This window comes from Gluconobacter sp. P1D12_c (genome assembly GCF_018812105.1).
GTDB classification, from domain to species: Bacteria; Pseudomonadota; Alphaproteobacteria; order Acetobacterales; family Acetobacteraceae; genus Gluconobacter; species Gluconobacter oxydans_A.
In genome coordinates, this window is the sequence record NZ_JACSIQ010000597.1 from 1 (window position 1) to 414 (window position 414).

Here is a 414-nt window from a genome sequence, read left to right on the forward strand (position 1 = left end):
AACGCAGATTCTCATCAGCAGAATAATCCCGAGCTATAAGCCCAAGGTGCTTGCAGTCAGCAGATATCAGCCAGCAGATATCATCAACAGACCACCCCAGATGGAACACATGCCCAAGCCATGAACGAGGATAATACCCCCCATCATATGACTGAGCTTTGATGACCCTTTGGGCCTCTAATTTCGTATATGAACGACCTACGGATTCCATCCGAGACCACCAGTCTTGGCGGTCTTGTGTTGAACCATCGCCATCAGTTGTGTTATAATACTGATGTGGGTCGGGTTGTGACGTTCCTGCGTCATGAGCCTTCTCCTAACCTATCGGGCTTCTTCGATGTAATCCGCCAAGATATCCATCGATTTAACCTCGACTCACATTCTACCATAAAAATCAGATTATCAAGAACCATC

General features: G+C 46.9%; 1 protein-coding gene. It reads right to left on the bottom strand.

The features are described from left to right. Nucleotides 1-211, bottom strand: a 211-nt coding sequence (locus KP705_RS18325) for a hypothetical protein (protein WP_215765333.1), incomplete at its 3' end; no start/stop codon positions are given. Nucleotides 212-414: the final 203 nt, after the last annotated feature.